Genomic DNA, 16711 nt, shown 5'->3' on the forward strand with positions numbered 1-16711 from the left:
TTACCTCAAATAGCGGCGCGGAGCGCTTCGCGAATTAATGTTTCACAATCCGCGTCAGGGCGACCCACTTTGCTGATCATGCGGCTCGCTTCCTGCGGTTTATAACCCAGGGACACCAGCGCTGCAACCGCTTCCGCTTCGGCGTCGTTGGTTTCGGGTTCCGGGCCCGGCGTGGTCAGCGTAAAGGCCGAGTCACCGCCAAACAGATCGCCATGCATCCCTTTAAAGCGATCCTTCATCTCGACAACCAGACGCTCGGCGGTTTTCTTGCCCACACCCGGCAGTTTGACCAGCGCGGCAATCTCTTCTTTTTCCACCGCCGTGACAAACTGCTGAGCGGACATGCCCGACAGAATAGCGAGCGCCAGTTTCGGCCCAACGCCGTTGACTTTTATCAGTTCACGAAACAGGGCACGTTCCTGTTTGCTGTTAAAGCCGAACAGCAGTTGCGCGTCTTCACGAACCACAAATTGCGTAAAGATTATCGCTTCGTGATTAAGCTCAGGCAGTTCATAAAAACAGGTCATTGGCATATGGACTTCATAACCAACGCCATGCGCCTCCAGCAGGACCAGCGGTGGCTGCTTTTCCAGAATGGTTCCCCGTAAACGACCTATCACCTGATGCCTTCCTTATTCAACGTATGTGGCGGAATTTATACCATAAAAAAGGCTGGATGAATATCCAGCCTGACGGGCATATTGCGGGGATTGCCGTTAGCGCTGCCGCAGCCGGCCGCGGGTCAGCACCAGCGTGTTCTCACTCATGCGCGCGGCATTCTGTGCAACATGGCAGTGCGTAATCGCGATAGCCAGCGCATCGGCGGCATCAGCCTGCGGACTGGCTGCAAGCTTCAGTAAGGATTTGACCATATGCTGAACCTGACTTTTTTCTGCCCCGCCGGTTCCGACAACCGTCTGCTTCACCTGACGTGCGGCATATTCGAACACCGGCAGGTCATGGTTTACCGCCGCGACGATGGCGGCACCGCGCGCCTGGCCAAGCTTCAGCGCCGAGTCGGCGTTCTTCGCCATAAACACCTGCTCAATGGCGAAAAAATCAGGCGAAAACTGCGTGATAATTTCGCAAACGCCAGCATAGATCAGTTTCAGGCGCGCCGGCAATTCTGTCGTATTGGTGCGGATACAGCCGCTGCCCAGATAGGTGAGCTGGCGGCCGGTCTGACGAATCACCCCGTAACCGGTGACGCGTGAACCGGGGTCAATCCCCAGGATAATAGACATGACGCGTCTCCAGCCAGCGATGAAAGCGGTACAGCATTACAGCGTTTCCGCCACCTCATCGGAGATCTCACCATTGTGATAAACCTCCTGCACGTCGTCGCAGTCTTCCAGCATATCGATCAGACGCAGCAGTTTCGGTGCGGTTTCCGCATCCATTTCCGCTTTGGTTGATGGAATCATCGCAACTTCCGCCGTATCCGCTTTCAGACCGGCGGCTTCCAGCGCATCGCGCACGGTGCCCATCTCTTCCCAGGCGGTGAAGACATCGATAGCGCCATCATCATACGCCACCACGTCCTCTGCACCGGCTTCCAGCGCGGCTTCCATCACCGCATCTTCATCCTGACCTGGCGCGTAAGAAATCACGCCTTTTTTGCTGAACAGGTAAGACACGGAGCCATCGGTTCCCAGGTTGCCGCCGGTTTTGGTGAACGCATGACGCACTTCACCCACCGTACGGTTTCGGTTATCACTCAGGCACTCGATCATGATAGCCGATCCCCCCGGACCGTAACCTTCATAGATGATGGTTTCCATGTTGGAATCATCTTCGCCGCCCACACCGCGTGCAATCGCACGGTTCATGGTATCGCGTGTCATGTTATTAGACAGCGCTTTGTCCATGGCAGCACGTAAACGTGGGTTAGAACCGGGATCGCCCCCACCCAGTTTCGCGGCGGTCACCAGCTCGCGAATGATTTTGGTAAAGATTTTACCGCGCTTGGCATCCTGAGCAGCCTTGCGGTGCTTGGTATTCGCCCATTTACTATGTCCAGCCATCTTGCATATTCTCCGATCTTAACAATCGCACGGGCTATCTGACTTACGATCCGCCTCCCGACAGTGCCTGCCATCCTCACGTCGTTATAAACGTTCCGGTTGCGCTGCACTGACAGTCGCGGCTTCGCGATACCGATGATGCCCGACTCTTCAATTTTAACGGCGCCGGTTTATCACCGGCACCCGGTTTAGGGAACGAAGGATGAGCTTCGTCGAATTCGTGAAATTTAACGTTACTGCCGCCTGAAAAACGCGTTACGGCAGGCATTCAGATAAATTCCTCAATCGCCTGGCGGTTACTCCAGGACTTGGTCAGGGCAGCAGCAGCGGCGGGCTCAAGCCAGCGCGCGGCAAGATGCTCGGTAAGCACCAGGTCGCGCTCTGCGGGTAACGCCAGCCTGAACCAGTGTTCACGGTTATGCGTGATACCCGGTGCGTAACGGTGGCGATAGTGCGGGAAAATTTCAAACTCGATCTGTTTGTGACAGTCTTCCAGCACTAACTTTTCGTCCGCAATGTTGATGGACAGCTCCTCTGACACCTCACGCTCGGCCGCCTGGCGCGGGGTTTCCCCGACTTCCAGGCTGCCTGTGACCGACTGCCAGAAGCTGGCATCATCACGTCGCTGCAGCATTAACACCCGGCCAGTATCTTGCGCAAAAATCACCACCAGCACCGATACCGGATGTTTATTGCCCATTACTTGTTCTCTGACTTTTCTTTCTTCGGCGCCACCAGAATGCCCAGATCCAGCAACGCGGCAGGATTGGCTTCGCTCGGTGCTTCGGTCATCATGCACGCGGCGGCGGTGGTTTTCGGGAATGCGATAACATCGCGAATGTTATCGGTGCCGGTCAGCAGCATCGTCAGGCGATCCAGACCAAATGCCAGGCCCGCGTGCGGTGGTGTACCGTATTTCAGCGCGTCAAGCAGGAAGCCAAACTTCAGGCGCTGCTCCTCTTCGGTGATCCCGAGGATACTGAACACCGTCTGCTGCATTTTGCTGTTGTGAATACGCACGGAACCGCCGCCCACTTCGTAGCCGTTAATCACCATGTCGTAGGCATTTGCCACCGCCTGAACCGGATCGCTGGCCAGCGCCTCTGCGGTCATGTCTTTCGGTGAGGTGAACGGATGGTGCATCGCAGCCAGACCGCCCTCTTCATCTTCCTCAAACATCGGGAAGTCGATTACCCACAGCGGTGCCCAGGCGTTTTCGTCGGTGATCCGCAAATCGCGGCCGACTTTCAGGCGCAGCGCACCCAGCGCATCCGCCACGACTTTCGCGCGATCGGCACCGAAGAAGATCAGGTCGCCATCCTGTGCGCCCGTGCGGTTCAGTATCGCTTCCACGATGTCGGCACTGAGGAACTTGGCCACCGGACTCTGCACGCCCTCGAAGCCGTTGGCACGTTCGTTAATCTTCATCCACGCCAGCCCTTTGGCCCCGTAGATTTCAACAAACTTGCCGTATTCGTCGATTTGCTTACGCGTCAGCGCCGCACCGCCGGGCACACGCAGCGCAGCTACGCGGCCTTTCGGGTCATTAGCGGGACCCGCGAAGACCTGGAATTCGACGCTTTTCAGCAGATCGCCTACGTCCACCAGCTCCATCGGGTTGCGCAGGTCAGGCTTATCCGAACCAAAGCGATGCATGGCTTCGGCAAAGGTCATCTGTGGAAACGCCCCCAGATCCACCCCTTTGATGTCCATCCACAGTTCACGAATCAGACGCTCCATCTTCTCACGCACCTGTTCGGCGGTCATGAAGGAGGTTTCAACGTCGATCTGGGTAAACTCTGGCTGACGATCAGCACGCAGGTCTTCATCACGGAAGCACTTAACGATCTGATAATAGCGGTCGAAGCCGGACATCATCAGCAGCTGCTTGAACAACTGCGGTGACTGCGGCAGCGCATAGAACTTCCCTTTGTGCACACGGCTGGGCACCAGATAGTCGCGCGCGCCTTCTGGCGTTGCTTTAGTCAGCATCGGCGTTTCAATATCCAGAAAGCCTTCGTTATCCATAAAGCGACGCACAAAGCTGGTGATTTTCGCACGGGTTTTCAAACGCTGCGCCATCTCCGGACGACGCAGGTCCAGATAGCGATACGTCAGACGCGCTTCTTCGCTGTTGGTCTGGTTAGAATCCAGCGGCAGAGGGTCAGCACGGTTGATGATGGTCAGCGCGTGGGCGAACACTTCCACGTCGCCGGTCGCCATGTCGCTGTTTCGGTTCTTTTCGTCACGGGCACGGACGGTACCGGTGATCTGGATACAGAATTCGTTACGCAGTTCAGATGCCAGCTGGAACGCCTCTTGATGATCGGCATCGAAAAACACCTGGGCGATGCCTTCACGGTCGCGCATATCGATAAAGATCAGGCTTCCCAGATCGCGACGGCGATTGACCCAGCCGCAAAGCGTAACTTGCTGACCCACATGAGACAGATTGAGCTGTCCACAATACTCTGTACGCATAACACTATCCTTTTAACTTCGCCGCTGCAGCAGACAGCACCAGGCCGCGTAACCTTATCAGGTGCTGTCGCAAAAAAGGCCGCTATTATAATTGAAAAAGGCTGACAGGATAAGTGGAGCCACGCTAAAGCACGGCATTTCCTGTTCCCTTTTCACCGGGTTGCGTCAATATACTGCCTTACAGGATAATTACCATCACACTCAACGACAGGAGTCAGGCGTGACACTTCGTATCGGTTTGCCGCAATGGCACCACGCACACTGGAAACGCTGGGGAATTGAAACCCTGGCGGACTACGCGCGTTATTTCCAGACCGTTGAGGGCAATACCACGCTGTATGCACTGCCGGATCCCGAAACCGTGTTGCGCTGGCGGGATATGACGCACGAACAGTTTCGCTTCTGTTTTAAATTCCCCAGCACAATCAGCCATCAGGCAGCACTGCAAAACACCGATGACTTACTGACCGACTTTTTTCGCCTGATGCATCCGCTTGCCGATCGCATCGGTCAGTACTGGCTCCAGTTGCCTGCCAGCTTTTCTCCCGCCCAACTCAGCGATCTGTGGCGTTTTCTGGATAGTCTGCCCGCCTCTTTCTCCTATGGCGTGGAAGTGCGGCATGCCGCTTTTTTCGCGAAAGGTGAGGCTGAGCGCGCGCTGAATCGTGGCCTGCTCCAGCGCGGCGTCAATCGTGTGGTGCTGGACAGTCGTCCGGTTCACGCCTCAACGTCACAAAGCGCGGCGGCGCTGCACGCCCGCCAGCAAAAGCCGCGCGTCCCGCCGCATGCGCTGTTAACAGGACCGCGCCCGATGATCCGCTTTGTCGGCAGCGATAGTCTTGAAGAAAGCCTGCCGCTGTTTCGCATCTGGCTGACGAAACTGGCTGAATGGCATACGCAAAGTGAACCGCTGGTCTTCATTCACACGCCCGACATGGGCCAGGTCTTTCCGCTGGTGCAGGCCTTGTGGCCTGAACTGCAAAAAATTGATGCCAGCATCGGTCCCGGGCCGGACTGGCCGCAACAGGATTCGCTATTCTGATAGCGACCGGCAGCATCACACCTCTGGCAAAAGTAAAAATAAGGAATCAATAATGATAAGCGCGTTATATGTGGTGATCGGGGCCTTACTGATCATGAAATTTACCCTGAATGTTGTGCGCTTACGGCGACAGCATCATGTGGCTTATGGCGATGGCGGTCATCACGATTTACACATGGCCATCCGGATTCACGGCAATGCCATTGAAACGATCCCGCTGGGGTTATTATTGCTGATTGTGCTGGAGATGAACGGCGCGAATATCTGGATGGTGCACCTGACCGGCATCCTGTTTTTCATTGGCCGGGTGTTGCATGCACAGGGCCTGCGCAACGATGTCATGAGCAAACGCAAATATGGCATGATGCTGACGTTATTCTCGCTGTCCGGTATGGTAATTTTTAACCTGATTTACCTGCCCTGGCCACTCTTGCTCAGCTTGCGTTAATGTTAACGGCGTAAAGGGTGCAGGCCGCGGCAGTTTCTGCCAGAATAGCGCCCTTTCCGCCGTCTCTTCGGATTTTCGTTATGTCTGATCGCGATCAACTTTTTTCTGCGCCCATTGAAAAACTGGGCGACTGGACGTTTGACGAGCGCGTGGCTGAAGTGTTTCCCGACATGATTCAGCGCTCAGTGCCGGGCTATTCCAACATCATTTCGATGATTGGCATGCTGGCAGAACGTTTCGTCCAGCCCAACAGCCAGGTATTTGACCTGGGCTGTTCACTAGGCGCTGCCACGCTCTCGGTGCGCCGCAATATTCATGTGCCCGGCTGTCAGATTATTGCTGTGGATAATTCGCCGGCCATGGTGGAGCGCTGCCGCCGTCATATCGATGCGTTTCGGGCGGCTACGCCGGTTACGGTCGTCGAAGCGGATATCTGCGATATCGCCATTGAGAATGCGTCACTGGTGGTGCTCAATTTCACCCTGCAGTTTCTTGAACCGCCAGCCCGCCTGACGTTGCTGACCAAAATCTGGCAGGGGCTGAATCCCGGCGGCGCGTTGGTGCTCTCTGAGAAGTTCAGCTTTGAAGATCGTGACGTCGGTGAACTGTTGTTCAACATGCATCATGACTTTAAGCGCGCCAACGGCTACAGCGAACTGGAAATCAGCCAGAAACGCAGCATGCTGGAAAATGTGATGCTCACCGATAGCGTAGAAACGCACAAGGCGCGCCTGAAACAGGCCGGCTTTTCTCATGCTGAGCTGTGGTTTCAGTGTTTTAATTTTGGTTCGTTGGTGGCATTAAAATGATCGACTTTGGCCGTTTTTATCAGCAAATCGCCGTGGGTCCCCTGGCAAAATGGCTGGAGATGCTGCCTGCGCAAATCAGCGAGTGGCAGCGTGAAAATCTGCACGGGCACTTCCGTGACTGGTACAAGTCGCTGGAATATTTACCCCAGCTGGAACCTCAGCGGCTGGACCTGCTGCACAGCGTCAGCGCCGATCGGGACGATATCAGCGATCGGCACCGTCAGGGCATTGAGAAACTGCTGCGTAATCTGATGCCCTGGCGCAAAGGCCCCTATTCGCTTTACGGCACCGAAATTAATACGGAATGGCGCTCAGACTGGAAATGGGATCGCGTGCTGCCACACATCTCCTCGTTAGCCGGACGCACTGTACTGGATGTGGGCTGTGGCAGTGGCTACCATATGTGGCGCATGATCGGGGCAGGCGCGCACCTTGTGGTCGGTATCGATCCCATGCAGCTGTTTCTGTGCCAGTTCGAAGCCGTCCGCAAGCTGTTAAATGACGACCGCCGCGCCCACCTGCTGCCGCTCGGCATCGAACAGCTGCCGGTGCTTCAGGCGTTCGATACCGTGTTTTCCATGGGCGTGCTTTATCACCGCCGTTCGCCGCTGGATCATCTGATGCAGCTGAAAAATCAGTTAGTGAGCGGCGGCGAACTGGTCCTGGAAACGCTGGTGATTGAAGGCGATGTGAATCAGGTGCTGGTGCCGGGCGAACGCTATGCTCAGATGCGCAACGTCTACTTTATCCCCTCCGCCGAGGCGCTGAAAAGCTGGCTGGAGAAATGCGGCTTTGTCGATGTGCGCATTGTGGACTTTGCCGTAACGACCACAGATGAACAGCGCCGGACCGACTGGATGACCAGCGAATCGCTGGCGGAATTCCTTGATCCTGCGGACAGCAGCAAAACCGTTGAAGGTTATCCCGCACCGCTGCGTGCGGTGCTGGTCGCCACCAAGCCGTAATGCTCAGCGGCGAGACAGCGCCAGTTTCGCCGCGAAGCCAATAAAGACGCAGCCCGTCAAACGATCCATGATTGTCAACACGCGTGGCTTACTGAGCTGTGCCGCAAAATAGTGACTGCTGCCAATCAGCACGCTGCTCCAGATCAATCCAGTCACCATATGTGTCAGGGCCATCAGGGTGCACCAGACCGGGACCGAGCCGCCCTGAGGGATAAACTGCGGTAAAAATGTTACGTAGAAAACGCCCACTTTAGGATTCAACAGATTCCCCAGTAACCCACGCAGAAAGCAGGCCAGATGCGTTTGCTGCGACGGCGTTTCGGCGGGCAGCGCTGCATTCTGGCGACGCGGATGCCACAGTAACCTGACGCCCAGCCAGAGCAGATAGGCTGCGCCAGCCCACTTCAGCAGGTTATACGCCGTTTCCGATGCCAGCAGCAGCGCCCCCAGCCCCAGCCCGACCGCAATGCCCCACGACAGACAGCCCGTCGCCACGCCCAGCGCGGTCGCACTGGCTCGTCGCCAGCCCTGTGCCGCCGCCGATCGCAAAATTAATGCCGTATCGAACCCCGGCGTCAGGGTCAAAATAATGATCGCAAACAGAAAAGAGAGGAATGAAGTCGTCACAGGCGTACTCCTGATTAGAAGTGCTTAACAATAACAAGCGTTTTTCACGCTGTACAGACAGCCAGGCGCGATTAACTGCTACGCTTTTTAGTGGCGTTATTAGCGGGCCGGTAACGGTCTCAATTGAAAAACCAGGAGCTACGATCATGAGTAAATTTATTTTCTCTTCGCCTCGCAAATATGTACAGGGTGCGGGCGTGCTCGATGAACTGGGAGAGTATGTCACGGAATTGGGCAATCACGCTTTCGTGGTGGCTGACGATGTCGTCTGGGGGCTGATTGGTGAGCGGGCGCAGTCTACGCTGGAAAAAGCAGGCATTACCCTCAGCCGTCAGCAGTTCAATGGCGAAGCCTCCAGTAATGAAATTACCCGGTTAAGTCAGCATGCGCAGCAGCAGGGCTGTAACGTGGTGATTGGTTTGGGTGGCGGCAAAACGCTGGATACGGTAAAAGCCGTGGCCGATGAACTCAAACAGCCGGTAGTGATTGTGCCCACCATTGCCTCAACCGATGCGCCCTGTAGCGCGCTGTCTGTTATCTATTCCGACAGTGGCGTTTTTGAAAGCTACCGTTTCTACAGTAAAAATCCCGATCTGGTGTTAATTGATACCGCCGTGTGCGCCGCCGCGCCCGCCCGCCTGTTCGCGTCCGGCATCGCCGATGGTCTGGCGACCTGGGTGGAAGCCCAGGCGGTGGCCCGTAGCCATGCGAAATCGATGGTCAATGGCGATCCGACTATTGCCGGTCTTGCCATTGCACGGGCCTGTGAAGAGACGCTGCTGACGTGGGGCTACAGTGCCTATATCGCCGTCTCGGAAAAACGCGTCACGCCAGCGGTAGAAGCGGTAGTGGAAGCCAATACATTGCTGTCCGGTTTAGGCTTTGAAAACGCCGGTCTGGCAGGTGCGCACGCGATTCATAACGGATTCACCGCGATTGACGGCGATATCCACCATCTTACTCACGGTGAAAAAGTGGCCTACGGTACGTTAACTCAGATGGTGCTTGAGCAGCGTCCCGATGAAGAAATTGCCCGCTACATCCGCTTCTACCGTTCGATCAATATGCCGACCACGTTAAAAGAGATGCATCTGGACGGGGTGAGCTGGGAAGATCTGGTAAAAATCGGCGCGCTGGCGAACAGCGAAGGCGATACGTTGAAAAACCTCAATCCTAACCTGGCACCGGAACAGATCGCCCATGCGCTGCTGGGCCTGGATGCGTTCAGTAAAACGGTAAAATAGGGGCTATTCCGTCGCCTCAGTGGGTTTGTCCCAGTACTGATACTTATAAACCGCACTGAGGTGACGCTGCACCGTGCCTTTCTCAAAAACTTCGGTTTCATTCAGGTAACTCAGGGTGCAGTTGCCCTTGTCATCCCAGAACTGGCATTCATCCACGGTGCGCAGAGTGCTGACGTCGGTTGATGCCGTGCCGTTCAGGCGCAGCTCCCGCCCTTTATCGTCATAGGTATAGGTGTCTTTTCGCCGGGCAGAGGTGGTGCGGGTGACGAGGCCCTGCGGACTCCACGTGTAACGGTATTCCCCGTTGCTGACGGGATCGGTTCCGCGCGCAATGCTTTTCAGCAAACGATAGTGTTTATCGTAGCGGTACGTGGTGTCCGTGAATCCCGATTTGCCCATGCTGATGAATTTGTCTGAAGCGCTGATAATATTGCCGTTTTTTCCCTTATGCCAGTTGATGGTGCCTTGTCGGTTATCCACCACCACTTCCTTTCCCTGTTTCAGCACTTTTACCAGATACGCATATTCGGCCACCCAACCTTCCTGCACACGCACCAGATGTTGTTCCATGCTCAGAATGACGTTACGCTCATTTTTGTCATAACTGATATCCGCCACCAGCAGGTCGCCACAGGGATCAAACTGCCCCAGCACCCGCTTTTGCGAATTGACGTCTTTGCCAAACTCCCCTGCGACAACCTGACGTACCGCCCCTTTCGCACTGCCGCCCAGCAGAATCCAGTTATTACTGTCAGAGACCGCTTTACTGTTTGATTTGCACGCGGCAAAGGTTAAGGGCGCATGGCATCCCATCACGGTGAGAACAGCGGAAAGCAGAATGCATCGCATGGCAGGGCCTCTGACATCAATGTCGATTAGGGTTAAGCTGATGACCCGCAACCGGGGAACAGAACAGGGAAAGCAAAGCCGCGTTGACGGCAAACGGCGACACAGAATGCACGCAATGCGTTGTTTCATCATCCACTATAGCGGAATACCGGACAAAAAATACCCCAGCAAATGTGCTGGGGTTTGGTACTTGCAAACATCACGTCATCAATCGGCGTGCTGCGCGGCAAAACTGGTTATGAGTCAGGCCACCCGGGCGGTATTCATTTGCATGACACTTTTCATTGCCTCTACAACATCACCATCGACGCAGTAACGGCTGAACTCATCAATTTCGGCTTCGGAACACATGGAAACACCCGCTTTGCGGTAACGCATCGGTGATGCCACCAGGTGGCTTGCCGAGCTGTGTACCTCACGAATATCTGCATCAAGAAACTTTTGCAGGTTACTTAAACGAACACCAGCACCTGCCATAATGATAGGACCGCTGCTGTATTCATTAAGTTCCCTCAATAATGCAATTCCGTTTTCTGCGCTCTGCTGCTGCCCGGAAGTGAGGATACGTTTCACGCCAAAATCGGTTAAAACATCGAGCGAACGTTTTGGCCGGTGGCAGAGATCGAAGGCGCGATGGAAGGTCACCGCCATGCCGTCGCACAGCGCCATGATCTGCCGCATCTGCCCCACATGAATATGGGCATCTTCATCCAGCATCCCTAACACTACGCCCGGAAAGCCCAGTTCGCGAATCCGCGCGACATCCGATTTCATTGCCTCAAACTCCCGGCTGGAATAGCAAAAATCTCCGCCGCGCGGGCGGACAATAGGATGCACCGGAACAGAAATGTCACGACGGGCGACTTCCAGCATGCCAGCAGAAGGTGTCAGGCCGCCTTCACGCGGTGCCGCACAGAGTTCAATTCGATCGGCCCCCGCCTGTTGAGCGGTTAAGGCACAATCCACCCCATAGCAACAAATTTCCAGTGTGGTCATTCTCTTCTCCTTTACATGACGTCCTGTTCACGCCAAATTCGTCAGGTATGCTTATCCCTTAGAACAGTTTACGTGGAAAACTAACTATGACATTCAATTTTGACCAACGGATAGACCGCCGTCACAGTGATAGCCTTAAATGGCACAAATATGCGGGCCAGGATATTCTGCCGTTGTGGGTAGCGGATACGGATTTCCGATCGCCTGCCCCCATCATTGAGGCCATTAAAGCCCGCGTTGATCATGGTGTTTTCGGCTATGGCGATAAGCCTCAGGGATTTATCGATGCACTGATTGCCCGCTGTAAATCACGCTATCACTGGGAAGTTAAACCGGAATGGGTGGTCGTGTTGCCCGGCGTAGTCTGCGGGTTAAATCTGGCCGTGCGGGCGTTTACCGCGCCGCACCAGGGTACCGTCGCGCCGCATCCCATTTATCCCCCTTTCCGTTCAGCCGCGAAGCTGGCTGAACGAGATCAGTTGAATCTGCCTCTGACGTTGCAGGAAGGCCGCTGGGTCATGGATCTCACTGCAGCAGACGGCCACATGCAGGACAAAACCTTGCTGATGCTTTGCAATCCGCAGAATCCTGGCGGCACGGTTTACCGCCGGGAAGAACTTGAAGCGCAGCTGGCCTTTGCGCAGCACCATGATTTAATCGTCTGCTCTGATGAAATTCATTGCGATTTACTGTTAACGCCGGGGCTGCAACATATCCCCTTTGCCTCCCTGAGTGATGATGCGGCCCAACGGAGCATTACGCTGCTTTCGCCATCCAAAACCTTCAATATTGCCGGGCTGGGCGCATCCGTCGCTGTGATCCCGGATCCTGAACTACGGGCGCGATTCAACGCCGTGCGCCAGGGCATTGTGCCCTCAGTCGATATTCTGGCCCTGGTTGCGGCGGAAGTCGCCTGGCGGGCCTGTGATGACTGGCTTGATGCCCAGCTTGATTATCTGCGCGGCAACCGGGACTGGCTGGTTTCCGAAGTCAATGCGCTGCCCGGCCTCAAAATGACCTCTCCGGAAGGCAGTTATCTGGGCTGGATCGATGCGCGTGAACTCCAGGTTGCCAGCCCGGCGCTGTACTTTGAAAAACACGGGCTTGGCTTCTCGCCAGGGCGCGACTTTGGTGATGACGGCTTTGTACGGATCAATTTCGGTTGTCCCCGCGCCTTGCTGGAAGAAGCCGTCAGACGGCTCAGACGCGCGGTTGAAGCCCGGGGCTAGCGCTGTTCACTGGCCACAATCTCGTCCAGTCGCCATGGGTGAAACTTAATCGTGGTTTCCCCATCGGTCACTGCCAGCGTAGGATTCGGCAGACGCTCGTTTTCCCCTTTCGGTGAGCTGGTTTTGAATGAAATACCCGGCTGTGTGAGTGCCTGATCGGACAGCAGCGCCATGGCACGCATGCCCAGTGTTTCAGGCTCGCCTCGTAATACCACCTCAATATGTTCCCAGCGCTCGTGGCGGTAGCGTTTTTCACCCGGCCAGGGCAGCTCAACGACGTCTATCGCCCAGCCGGCAATCATTAACGGTTGGTGCAGCTTAAATAAACATACCGGTCGTCCGTTAATCATCGCCGCCGAGAACTGCTCCCCGAGTTGCAAAAACCCTTTTTGCCAGCGTTCGGCCGTCGCATTCTGATGACACCGCACGGCCACATGATCGACATCGAGGTCTGTGGGGTTTAATCCCAGACGCTGTGAAAAATTTTGTAACCGTTCTTCGAAAGCCGCTAAATCGGCCTGTAAATCGTCCAGTTCGGGTGGAAATATCATGCTCACCGTAAGCTGTCTCCTCACTTTTTTATGACCAGGGAATGCCGTAACTCATTGTTACTGAACTATCGTAATGAACAAAAGGGTAAGATTCATCTTATTTGGCTGGCGTTTTACGAGAAAAGCAAAAAATTAACGCTTTTAATTCAGATTAATCTTCTGGTTAGATCCACCTTTTCGTTGACAAAAGCAACTTAAGTTACTGTTTTGTTTGGTTATCATTAAAACAATAAGATAAGTCTTACTTAACAGTGGCATGATTGCAGCCTGCATAGCTTTCTATTAAATTTGCATTAACACTATTATAAGGAAAGTTTTTATGACGATGCTCATCGTAGTTGCCATCTTAATTGCACTGATGGGGTTTGCCCTTGCGCGCCACTGGAAGGTGCGTGCAGACAAAAGTGTTAAAAACGCGCGCCGCGCGCGTCGTCGCTAATCTCTGCGGGAAACATCTTCGGCTCTGTTTCCCTGCCTTTATCCCGCTACTGACTCACGCTGACAATTCACGTATACTTTTTCCCTCATTTTTTCCTTTTGCCGGGCCAGGACCTGTGGTCATTGCACCCGGCAGAATCATGACGACAGCCCGCTGCCCAAATAGCGTGCTTTTCTCTGCATATGTAAGGTAACCCGGTGAATATTCAGGCGCTTCTTTCCGCAAAAGTCAGTCAGGCAATGGTGCTGGCTGGTGCTCCCTCCGATTGTGAACCTCAGGTTCGTCAGTCGGCTAAAGTTCAGTTTGGTGATTATCAGGCTAACGGCATCATGGCCGTGGCGAAAAAACTGGGCCAGGCGCCACGACAATTAGCTGAAACCGTGATTCAACATCTGGACCTCACTGGCATTGCCAGCAAAGTGGAGATCGCGGGGCCGGGCTTTATCAACATTTTCCTGGATCGTCAGTGGCTGGCCGACCATGCCCGGCAGGCGCTGAATCATCCGCGCCTTGGCGTGAACCCGGTCGAACCACAGACAATCGTCGTGGACTACTCTGCCCCCAACGTGGCGAAAGAGATGCACGTCGGCCATGTGCGTTCCACTATCATTGGCGACGCCGCGGTGCGCACCCTCGAGTTCCTGGGCCACAACGTGATCCGCGCGAACCATGTGGGCGACTGGGGTACGCAGTTCGGCATGCTGATTGCGTTTCTTGAAAAACAGCAAAATGAAAACCACGCGGAGATGGCGCTGGCGGATTTAGAAGGTTTTTACCGTGAAGCCAAGCGCACTTACGATGAAGATCCTGAGTTTGCAGAGCGTGCGCGCGGCTATGTCGTGAAGTTGCAAGGCGGTGACGACTACTGCCGTCAGATGTGGAAAAAGCTGGTTGATATCACCATGACGCAAAACCAGCATATCTACAACCGTCTGAACGTCACCCTGACGCGTGATGATGTGATGGGTGAGAGCCTCTATAACGACATGCTGCCGGAAATTGTGGCCGATCTGAAAGCCAAAGGTCTGGCCGTCGAGAGTGAAGGCGCCACCGTGGTATTCCTGGAAGAATTCCAGAACAAAGAAGGTGAGCCGATGGGCGTGATCATCCAGAAAAAGGATGGCGGCTATCTTTACACCACCACCGATATTGCCTGTGCCAGGTATCGCTATGAAACCCTGCATGCGGACCGCGTAATTTACTACATCGACTCACGTCAGCATCAGCATTTACAGCAGGCGTGGACCATTGTCCGTAAAGCCGGCTATGTGCCTGCGTCCGTTCCACTTGAACATCATGCGTTCGGTATGATGTTGGGTAAAGATGGCCGTCCGTTTAAAACCCGCAGTGGCGGCACCATTAAGCTGTCAGATTTGCTGGATGAAGCCTATGAACGCGCCTACACGCTGGTACGCGAGAAAAACCCGGACATGACGGAAGAGGAAGTCAGCACGCTCGCGGAAGTCGTCGGCATCAGCGCCGTGAAATATGCCGATCTGTCAAAAAGCCGCACCACTGATTACATTTTTGACTGGGATAATATGCTGGCGTTTGAGGGTAATACGGCGCCTTACATGCAATATGCTTATACGCGCGTGCTGTCCGTGTTCCGTAAAGCCGGTATCGACGCCGATGCGATTCAGGCAGAAATCGTGCTGACGGATGACCGTGAAGCCCTGCTGGCAACGCGTTTGCTGCAGTTTGAAGAGGTCATTACCCAGGTGGCACGCGATGGCACACCGCATGTGATGTGTGCCTATTTGTACGATCTGGCGGGCCTGTTCTCCGGTTTCTACGAGCACTGTCCGATTCTGGCCGCAGAGGACGACGTGACGCGCCTGAGCCGTTTACAGATTGCGGCACTGACCGCAAAAACCCTGAAACTGGGTCTGGATACGCTGGGGATCAAAACGGTCGATCGCATGTAATCTGTTAAGGCGCTGAGAGCTGACTGTTCTCAGCGCCTGCCTCAACCTCGCCCTTCCCGCTCTGCCCGTCACCCGCACAATTTTCCTTCGTGTAGCGTCATCTTTGACATTGCCCTCCCTGTCTCCACGATACAAAGGCGTTAATTCGTATTTCAGCACCAGAGATGATCGCAGCACGCGCCGTGCAAACCCGCTCAGGCAACCCTGATGTCGCGTATATCAAGGTCCTGTCGGGACAAAATTCTTTTCTTATTCCCGCGCTCTACTATAAGCCCGCGTTTTATCAGGTTTAACGTGTTAACGAGAAAGGAAGAATAAGTTGATGTTAAGAAAAGCGTTTGCCGAGCTGTTCGGCACCTTCTGGCTGGTATTCGGAGGCTGCGGCAGCGCCCTGCTCGCCGCGAATTTTCCCCAAACCGGGATTGGGTTTGTGGGCGTGTCTCTGGCATTTGGCCTCGCCGTACTGACAATGGCCTTTGCGGTAGGCCACATTTCGGGCGGTCACTTTAATCCCGCCGTCACCCTGGGCTTATGGGCCGGTGGCCGCATCGACAGCAAGACCATCTTGCCCTACATCGTGGCACAGATGGCTGGCGGTATTGCGGCGGCGGGCGTGCTGTATCTGATCGTCAGTGGTCAGGCTGACTTTACGATGGCAGATAAGGGTTTCGCTGCCAACGGCTTTGCGGCGCACTCGCCAGGCGGCTATTCCCTCTGCGCGGCCGTCATCACTGAACTCGTACTCAGCGCGTTCTTCCTGATGGTTATTCAGGGTGCGACGGATAAACGCGCGCCGGCGGGTTTCGCTCCCATTGCGATTGGTCTGGCATTAACGCTCATTCACTTAATCAGTATCCCGGTAACCAATACCTCGGTGAATCCGGCACGCAGTACCGCGATGGCTGTTTTTCAGGGAGGCTGGGCGTTACGGCAGCTGTGGGTTTTCTGGCTGGTACCGATAGCCGGTGGCGTTGCGGGGGGATGGCTTTACCGCTTTCTGCTGCAAAAAGACGCGTAGCCTGAACCGCGTTATGACATCGGGAGTGATCGGGCAGACCGACAGCATCAGTCTCTTGATG

At 54.9% G+C, this 16711-nt stretch carries 17 protein-coding genes; 8 read left to right on the top strand and 9 right to left on the bottom strand.

What is annotated here, in order from left to right; genetic code table 11:
- Nucleotides 1-5: 5 nt before the first annotated feature.
- The 5 genes from ruvA to aspS all read right to left on the bottom strand — a co-directional run bounded on the left by ruvA (nucleotide 6) and on the right by aspS (nucleotide 4505).
- Nucleotides 6-620 carry a Holliday junction branch migration protein RuvA gene (gene ruvA, locus G5574_RS03405; RefSeq protein WP_006120270.1) on the bottom strand — a complete coding sequence of 205 codons (615 nt, stop codon included), beginning with the start codon at nucleotides 618-620 and terminating at the stop codon, nucleotides 6-8.
- A gap of 96 nt (nucleotides 621-716) precedes the next feature.
- The gene (gene ruvC / locus G5574_RS03410) at nucleotides 717-1244 is read right to left on the bottom strand and encodes a crossover junction endodeoxyribonuclease RuvC (RefSeq protein ID WP_033741979.1); all 528 of its coding nucleotides are present in this window, start codon (nucleotides 1242-1244) and stop codon (nucleotides 717-719) included.
- Between the two features lie 36 nt (nucleotides 1245-1280).
- Complete coding sequence (locus G5574_RS03415; RefSeq protein ID WP_006120268.1) at nucleotides 1281-2024, bottom strand: YebC/PmpR family DNA-binding transcriptional regulator; 744 nt, start codon at nucleotides 2022-2024, stop codon at nucleotides 1281-1283.
- Between the two features lie 268 nt (nucleotides 2025-2292).
- Nucleotides 2293-2724, bottom strand: coding sequence for a dihydroneopterin triphosphate diphosphatase (gene nudB / locus G5574_RS03420; RefSeq protein WP_162285805.1), 432 nt, complete (start codon nucleotides 2722-2724; stop codon nucleotides 2293-2295).
- A complete protein-coding gene (aspS, locus tag G5574_RS03425) occupies nucleotides 2724-4505 on the bottom strand; it encodes an aspartate--tRNA ligase (RefSeq protein WP_033741983.1) in 1782 nt (593 codons plus the stop codon). Before aspS ends, nudB begins: the two co-directional genes overlap by 1 nt.
- A gap of 220 nt (nucleotides 4506-4725) precedes the next feature.
- On the opposite strand from aspS, the gene G5574_RS03430 reads away from it, so the two are divergent.
- The 4 genes from G5574_RS03430 to cmoB all read left to right on the top strand — a co-directional run bounded on the left by G5574_RS03430 (nucleotide 4726) and on the right by cmoB (nucleotide 7769).
- Nucleotides 4726-5547, top strand: coding sequence for a DUF72 domain-containing protein (locus G5574_RS03430; RefSeq protein WP_058701781.1), 822 nt, complete (start codon nucleotides 4726-4728; stop codon nucleotides 5545-5547).
- A 52-nt stretch (nucleotides 5548-5599) separates the two neighbouring features.
- Nucleotides 5600-5995 carry an MAPEG family protein gene (locus G5574_RS03435; RefSeq protein ID WP_033741986.1) on the top strand — a complete coding sequence of 132 codons (396 nt, stop codon included), beginning with the start codon at nucleotides 5600-5602 and terminating at the stop codon, nucleotides 5993-5995.
- Nucleotides 5996-6075: 80 nt separating this feature from the next.
- A complete protein-coding gene (cmoA, locus tag G5574_RS03440) occupies nucleotides 6076-6804 on the top strand; it encodes a carboxy-S-adenosyl-L-methionine synthase CmoA (protein ID WP_039343163.1) in 729 nt (242 codons plus the stop codon).
- Complete coding sequence (gene cmoB, locus G5574_RS03445; protein WP_164482028.1) at nucleotides 6801-7769, top strand: tRNA 5-methoxyuridine(34)/uridine 5-oxyacetic acid(34) synthase CmoB; 969 nt, start codon at nucleotides 6801-6803, stop codon at nucleotides 7767-7769. Before cmoA ends, cmoB begins: the two co-directional genes overlap by 4 nt.
- A 3-nt stretch (nucleotides 7770-7772) precedes the next feature.
- On the opposite strand, the gene G5574_RS03450 is transcribed toward cmoB, so the two are convergent.
- Nucleotides 7773-8396, bottom strand: a complete 624-nt coding sequence (locus G5574_RS03450) for a LysE family translocator (protein WP_164482029.1) — start codon at nucleotides 8394-8396, stop codon at nucleotides 7773-7775.
- 146 nt (nucleotides 8397-8542) lie between these two features.
- Here G5574_RS03450 and G5574_RS03455 point away from each other — a divergent pair, with 146 nt between their 5' ends.
- On the top strand, nucleotides 8543-9640 hold the full coding sequence (locus G5574_RS03455) for a glycerol dehydrogenase (RefSeq protein ID WP_033741989.1): 1098 nt from the start codon (nucleotides 8543-8545) through the stop codon (nucleotides 9638-9640).
- A gap of 3 nt (nucleotides 9641-9643) precedes the next feature.
- On the opposite strand, the gene G5574_RS03460 is transcribed toward G5574_RS03455, so the two are convergent.
- Nucleotides 9644-10489, bottom strand: a complete 846-nt coding sequence (locus G5574_RS03460) for a hypothetical protein (protein ID WP_054633639.1) — start codon at nucleotides 10487-10489, stop codon at nucleotides 9644-9646.
- A gap of 243 nt (nucleotides 10490-10732) precedes the next feature.
- Entirely contained in the window at nucleotides 10733-11485 is a 753-nt protein-coding gene (cutC, locus tag G5574_RS03465) for a copper homeostasis protein CutC (RefSeq protein WP_033741990.1), read from the bottom strand.
- Nucleotides 11486-11571: 86 nt separating this feature from the next.
- Between cutC and G5574_RS03470 the strand changes: the two genes are divergently transcribed.
- Entirely contained in the window at nucleotides 11572-12714 is a 1143-nt protein-coding gene (locus G5574_RS03470; RefSeq protein ID WP_058708044.1) for a MalY/PatB family protein, read from the top strand.
- Here the strand turns inward: G5574_RS03470 and G5574_RS03475 are convergent.
- Nucleotides 12711-13271 carry a VOC family protein gene (locus tag G5574_RS03475; protein WP_006120255.1) on the bottom strand — a complete coding sequence of 187 codons (561 nt, stop codon included), beginning with the start codon at nucleotides 13269-13271 and terminating at the stop codon, nucleotides 12711-12713. The genes G5574_RS03470 and G5574_RS03475 overlap by 4 nt on opposite strands.
- Before the next feature lie 630 nt (nucleotides 13272-13901).
- Between G5574_RS03475 and argS the strand changes: the two genes are divergently transcribed.
- Both argS and aqpZ read left to right on the top strand, forming a co-directional pair.
- Entirely contained in the window at nucleotides 13902-15632 is a 1731-nt protein-coding gene (gene argS / locus G5574_RS03480) for an arginine--tRNA ligase (RefSeq protein ID WP_006120253.1), read from the top strand.
- Nucleotides 15633-15954: 322 nt separating this feature from the next.
- The gene (gene aqpZ / locus G5574_RS03485) at nucleotides 15955-16650 is read left to right on the top strand and encodes an aquaporin Z (RefSeq protein WP_164483187.1); all 696 of its coding nucleotides are present in this window, start codon (nucleotides 15955-15957) and stop codon (nucleotides 16648-16650) included.
- Nucleotides 16651-16711 lie beyond the last annotated feature (61 nt).

Origin of the sequence: Pantoea stewartii (assembly GCF_011044475.1) — a bacterium.
Lineage (GTDB): Bacteria > Pseudomonadota > Gammaproteobacteria > Enterobacterales > Enterobacteriaceae > Pantoea > Pantoea stewartii.